Source organism: Leptolyngbya sp. FACHB-671 (assembly GCF_014695745.1).
Classification (GTDB): Bacteria; Cyanobacteriota; Cyanobacteriia; order Elainellales; family Elainellaceae; genus JAAUTN01.
Genome location: NZ_JACJOV010000151.1, coordinates 1 through 3,578 on the forward strand (window position 1 = coordinate 1; position 3,578 = coordinate 3,578).

The 3,578-nt window shown below is 46.6% G+C and carries 4 protein-coding genes; 1 reads left to right on the plus strand and 3 read right to left on the minus strand.

Annotation, left to right across the window (positions count from 1 at the left end; genetic code table 11):
• Positions 1-132: CHAT domain-containing protein (locus tag H6F93_RS35435; RefSeq protein WP_190686692.1), on the plus strand; the 132-nt coding region annotated here is incomplete at its 5' end.
• A 7-nt stretch (positions 133-139) separates the two neighbouring features.
• Here the strand turns inward: H6F93_RS35435 and H6F93_RS24640 are convergent.
• The 3 genes from H6F93_RS24640 to H6F93_RS24650 all read right to left on the minus strand — a co-directional run.
• Positions 140-913, minus strand: a complete 774-nt coding sequence (locus tag H6F93_RS24640) for a DUF928 domain-containing protein (protein WP_199314005.1) — start codon at positions 911-913, stop codon at positions 140-142.
• A 280-nt stretch (positions 914-1,193) separates the two neighbouring features.
• On the minus strand, positions 1,194-3,164 hold the full coding sequence (locus H6F93_RS24645) for a HEAT repeat domain-containing protein (RefSeq protein ID WP_190686698.1): 1,971 nt from the start codon (positions 3,162-3,164) through the stop codon (positions 1,194-1,196).
• A 178-nt stretch (positions 3,165-3,342) separates the two neighbouring features.
• On the minus strand, positions 3,343-3,578 hold a 236-nt coding region (locus H6F93_RS24650), incomplete at its 5' end, for a hypothetical protein (RefSeq protein ID WP_524538010.1).

The following is a 3,578-nucleotide window of genomic DNA, read 5'->3' on the forward strand; positions in this document are numbered from 1 at the left end:
GCTGCTCTCAACCAACCCAACACCACTCGTGCAGAAGCATTGCGGCAGGCACAACTATCACTGCTGCGATCGTCCGATTATCAGCATCCCTACTACTGGGCACCATTCATTCTGATTGGCAATTGGCAGTAGTAAATTTCTATTGCAAAGGTTCGTTGGCGACTGCTCCCAATCGAACACTAGGTTGCGTCAAAAAGCTGCTCCAAATATCCGTGATAGCTTGATCTGTGGGTTGCGATCGCCGCACTTCCACAAGAGCAGCCAGAGCGTCATACCAGATCCCTCGTTCCCCATACCAGACAGCCTGTTCTAACGCATCCTCTGGCGGCTCACCAGAGCCAGCAACTCGTCGCACCCAGGCAGTCACGAAGGGATCATTGGGACTGGGGCGATCGCCACACACCAACACCACTGCCCACTGATAAGATCGACCCACCTCCAGCGGAGGCGCACTTTCGTCCAGCGAAATTCCTACGATCCCCGAGCCTGTAATCGGCAGAAAACGCTGCGAGTGCGGTTGAGAATCCTCGTCGCTGATGCTCAACACCATCTGACGCGCTGACGTTTCCGGCAGATAAACCCAAACGGTAGGACGCTCAGCCCAGGTTAATCCCTCCTCATCATTTGGCACAAGGGCAGTGAGCGCTGGTGCATCAGCAGTCACGCCAGAATTGGCTGCTCTATCTTGAGGACAAAGGCGATCGTTCCGAGAACCCGCTCCTCGCGTATCCGGTGGTCGTCCCGTACGGGAAGGTCTAAACAGAACTTGAGGAATGGGAGCCTGTGATTCATCGGCATTATGGATTGGAATCGGACCCTGCTCTTCGGGAGCAGATTGCGCTAACGCCAATACAGATCCAGCTAGCAGCAAGAAGCTGATAGACATGGACATGAACAACGGTTGAAAATTCATAACCATTGATTCCCTGACACTGCTTCACAAAATATACAGTGGCACAAGCTGATGCTTATTACCATGAGCAGTCAGGGTGAGCTATGAAATTACGGTCTGCCTAGTGTGTTTAGGGAGTAACTGGCGATCGCTAAAATAGCCCTTTGTAACTAATTCTCTAAATCTGAGCGACATCAATGTCAAACGTGGGACGTTTCGCAAAACGCCCCACCCTGATCACTGACTTAGTTTTGAAAAATGGGTATAAGCAGGATAAGCAGTACTAATTCAAGTATCTGTCCTAGCGATCGCTCAATTCATATTGCTTGCGATCGGGCTGCCACTGAAGCGAAACTTGCTTTTCTTCAACCCACCTCCACAGATTATCCTGCTCTCCATAATCGCCTGTTGGTGGAGCAGCGCTAAAAAGCGTTTCTGGTGCATCTGGGAAGAGAGGCAATACTTGGTCGCGCCAGACCTGCTCTTCATAATAAGTTGAACTCATCCAGCTTAAAAATGGTTGCAGATTACCCTGATTTAGCTGAGCAACTGAGTTTTCCGCTGTAGATAGCCTGTACTTACCAGTACTTAAATCCCACCACAAAAGACCGGAGTTATCAGTAAGCCAGTTCTGAAGAGCTTCTTGATTCTGTTTTTGTTCAGCTGTAGCGTCTGGAAAGAAGCCTTGCACCTCTGACCAAAGATCTGGGCTTTTATGAAGCGCAGTGGATTCATCATTAGAATTTGGAAGATAGTTGCTGGAGAATAAATCCATACTTCCCTGTCTGAGCATAGAACGGAGTGCTTCCTGAAACTGTCGCGGCTCCTTGAGGCTCAACGGCTTATAAACCTCATCTGGTGGACTCCAAACAAAGACTTCTGCCTCATCAGGCTCAGTTGTATCGATTGTACTAATTAGCCTGTCTTGCAGCTTGTGCTGGTCTTCTTCAGTATGTGCAGACTCAATGAGGACTGCATTTCTCTGCTCAAAGTCGGGGAAAAACTCTAAAATTTCCTCCCGCCAGTCACTGTATGAATAATACTGTTGTCCTATTTCGCGAAGTTCAACTAATAGTTTGGTATTACCGACAGAGAGAGATTTCTGAGCGAAATATCGTTGCATCTCTTGCAGTTGCTCCTGCCACCTGGCTGCGTCCTCTGAATTTTCCTCATTACTGGATGCTTCACTATTAGCCAGAGATGCCAGAATTCGCTTGGACTCAGTTTGCCTCTCAGGAGGAAGATCAGGTAATTCACTAATTTGAATTAATGCCTGTAACTGTGAGAATTGCTTGTCAGAAAGTATCTGAGAAGGAATTTGCTCAACAATATCACCATTCCAAATCTGAGGGTTGAGCGTGAAGAATACAAGCGCTGATCGCACAATTTGTGGATTTTCGCTTTGCAGAGCGTGGTTCATTACATCCCTGAGAATGGGAGCATTACTTTTGATTCTCAACTTAGAGAGATAATGAATTGCGCCTTGCCAAAACTCACCTTGACTTTTTTCACCTTCTTGTTCAACAATTTCCAGCGGTTCTATTAAGTCTTCCTCTGGATACTGCATCAAGGCTTCAAGCACACTCAAGCGAACTTCTAAGTCAGTTGATTCACGCAGTTCAGTGAGAAGAATCTCTTGTAAATCAGAATCTTGTGTTTGAGCCGCATAGCGAATAGCAAGCTCACGTGCCTGACCTTCCGACTCCTGGATCAGGTTCTGCATCTGCTGAATATAACCGTCAATCTCCTCCTTGTTGTTTTTAATACGCTCTACAGCCAAAGGATCTAAAATTCCATGATCTGCTGTTCCTACTGCCGCCTGCATGAGAGTTAAGAGCATGTCACGTTGCGATCGCTCCAACTGTTCGGTCAATTCTTCTCTAATCTCAACAATTTGTGGATTTTCCTTCAGTTCATTTGCAACAGAGTTTTCCACAATGCCTCGAAACTGAACAAAAAGCCCAAAGCCACCTATTAAAGCGATTACCGCGAAAAGATTGCGGATCTTTTCAAACACTTCCTGCTTGACGTTTAGCTCTAGTGCTTTGCGATATGAATCCGCGTCAAATTGGTTATTACCCTCTGCAATTCGCTTGATGCCCAGGTCGCTAAGTTGAGTTTTGAGATGGCGATTTTGCTTGTAAAGCCGTGCTAAGCTGCGGCGCAATGAGGCAAGGTCATGGGGATGAACTTCTCTTACTTTAACCAAATCGGGCTGAATTAAGGAGTGACGGAGCCGTTTGACGAGAATGAATAGATTGGGGGCAGTCATAGATCATCACCTAAGTTTGAAGGTAAGGTGTCCTGGACAAATGAGCGAACTTTGTATCAGCATTTACATCGACGCTGCTGTAAGAGCCTATCTGGCTATCTCACAAGTAGATCTCCGCAAAAGAGAATTCCTTTTCAACAGCGTCGATGTGTCTTCGCACAAGTCAATTTCTCAAAGGTTAAGCAAGACAGTTCTTAAACTGCTTGGCGTAATCGGCGATCGCCTCAGCTTCATTCGTACCATTGACAATCTTTCTGGCTCCTGACCAGTCAGTTGTTGTCGTGTTAAAGAAGTCGGCAAGTTTTTTTCTGGCAAACAACCCGTCAATCATGCCTTTGAACATAATTTTTACGGACAGTTGCAGATCTAAGGCAAGGGAAGGATTATCATACAATTGGGTACCCATATCGAGGA